The following is a 2,431-nucleotide window of genomic DNA, read 5'->3' as shown; positions in this document are numbered from 1 at the left end:
CATCAAGAATAGTTTTATTTTTTCCATTCAAACCTTTCTTTTGATTGTATTCATTGATTTTCTGCATCAAACGGTCGCTCATAACTCTCGTTATTTCTATTTCCCATTTGTCATCTATCTTTAAACATTCATAATTAACAATGTCATTGATGACCACCTCATCTAAAATTTCTTTTAGGTCACGAAGCTCTATTTTTACCTCCGTATTATTATATTCGTCAATGAAATTATGTAATTCTTTTTCATCGTCAATATCAATATAAAATACAATTATCTGCTTGGTGTTATCGGGCAAATCAGGCATAGCCTCGTTGATTATTCGGTTCATCATGGGCTTGTCTAATACTTTTGTGCTGTGGTCTAACAGATTAGGAACATACACAGGAACTAAACCGAGTTTACTGTCATTAATAGCACCCTCCCAAAAACTATCTAAACCATCTTCGTTGCGTAAACCTGTAATTAATGATTTTAGTTTATCCATAGTTTGCACCGGATTGCGGAAAAGAGAAACCCCGTCTTTTATATCAAAAATTTCAAATGCTGCTCCTGCGGATTTTAATCTATCTCTCACGGTTTGAATACTATTTACACCTATATCCACGTGTATAAAATTTCTGCCTAAATCATTGGCTACTTTCGCTGTTACTCCACTACCTCCGAAAAAATCAGCAACGAGCATGCCTTCATTACTACTCGCTTTGATAATTCGTTCGAGAAGTGCTTCAGGTTTTTGTGTGGAATATTCTACTCTCTCACTATTTTCTGTGCCAATTGGATATATATCATCCCAAACATCTCTACATACTGAATTATGATACCACATTTCTTTTTCTTCATCCCATAAATCCTCCACACCAGCAAAATTATATTTTTTTAATTGATAAGATTTGTAATATTGAGTGTTGAAACAATAATCATTTAAGGATTTTGTATAAAAATAAATACTATCATGTTTCCTTGCAAATAAACCTTTTGAAATACCTCCCGTTCTGTAGCCCCATATAATTTCATTTTTCAAAAAATCTTCTCCGAAAATCTCATCCATTAATATTTTTACATAATGCCCTATATGATAATCAAGATGAACATAAATACTTGCAGTGTCGCTCATTATGCTTTTAATGGCAACAAGGTTTTCATACATCCAATTCAAATAATCTTCTTTATTCCAAATATCACCATACATTTTTTCTTCAAATGCACGTAATTCTTCAATATCAAGTTTTTCCTCTGATTTTGCAATTTTTTCAGCAAGTTTGGGATTTCGCCTTATGTAAACTTTCTTTGCATAATCTGCACCACTGGCAAATGGAGGGTCAATGTAAACAAGGTCAACTTTAATTCCTTTGTCTTTCAAATAAGCACAAGCAGAAAGACATTCGCCACGCATTATTAAGTTTTTAAGATTGTTCCCTACACTTTCAATTTTTTCAACTTCATAAAGAGGCAAGCCTCTTTTAATTCGGTCATAAACTTTGTTGTTGTCTCTGTATCGTAAAACTCTCCGAGTGCGAACAAAATTATTTAACACTGCTTGCCCTTCCACTGTATTTGGTATATATGAGATGTATTTTATAGGCATATTTTAATTATTAAAAAATTCAATAAGGGTTTCATTTAGTTTTGCAAGGTTATCATCAAATTGAGCATCATCCTGCAAAAAAAGGTATTCAAATTTTTTGTAACCGAATTTGCCATTATTCATTTTCAAAAATTCAGTTTCCATAAATTGTTTGCGAAGTTTAAATGTTTTCTGCTCTGCGTATCCACTTCCTTTGGTTTCTATAATCAATACTTTATTTATTACATTGTTTTTACGCTTTATAACCAAAAAGTCAGGAGTATATAAACCAACTCTTTGCCAAGTAGTGCCTTTTTGTGCAAAACAAAGTATTCTAAAATCGGTTAAATGCTTTTCTCCGTTATAGTACATTTCCAGATTGTTTTCTTTGATATTCTTGAGTGTTAGTGCTTCCTGTAAAAACTTTAACTCAAATTTGCTTTGAAAAAAGTTATACGGTAGGTAATGCAAAGTTTCATTTTTAGCACTTATTGCAGGTGTGAGAGAATTTAGTTTTTTATGTTCATCAAAAGTATAACTGCTTGCAAACGCACCAAAACCTCGTTGCTCCATTGTTTCAACCATTAATTGATAGGACTTATGGAAATCCTCATCCGTCTGCTCAATGGGTTCAATATTCTTTTCATCCATTGATAAAATTCTTTTGGTTTCTTCTTTGTCAGGAAAAAGCGAGTTGTTAAATGGTATGCTTTCCAACTTTTCTACAATCAACATTTTGGCTGTGTCTGGTATTATTTCTGATTTTGTTTCAAACTCTTTTTTACAATGAAATGCTAATCGAATTTCTGATTGTATTTTTTCGTGATTGTAAAGGTCATTGAAAAATAATTTTTTGTTTTCTGTAAA

The 2,431-nt window shown here is 32.0% G+C and carries 2 protein-coding genes; both read right to left on the bottom strand.

Annotated elements, in window-relative coordinates:
• Window positions 1-1,549, bottom strand: a 1,549-nt coding sequence (locus QM536_04455; protein ID MDI9356264.1) for a site-specific DNA-methyltransferase, incomplete at its 3' end; no start/stop codon positions are given.
• 39 nt (window positions 1,550-1,588) lie between these two features.
• A partial coding sequence (locus QM536_04450; protein MDI9356263.1) for a hypothetical protein occupies window positions 1,589-2,431 on the bottom strand: 843 nt, incomplete at its 5' end.

It is taken from the genome of Chitinophagaceae bacterium (assembly GCA_030053935.1).
Classification (GTDB): domain Bacteria; phylum Bacteroidota; class Bacteroidia; order Cytophagales; family JASGCU01; genus JASGCU01.
This window is presented reverse-complemented; position numbering and strand designations above follow the sequence as displayed.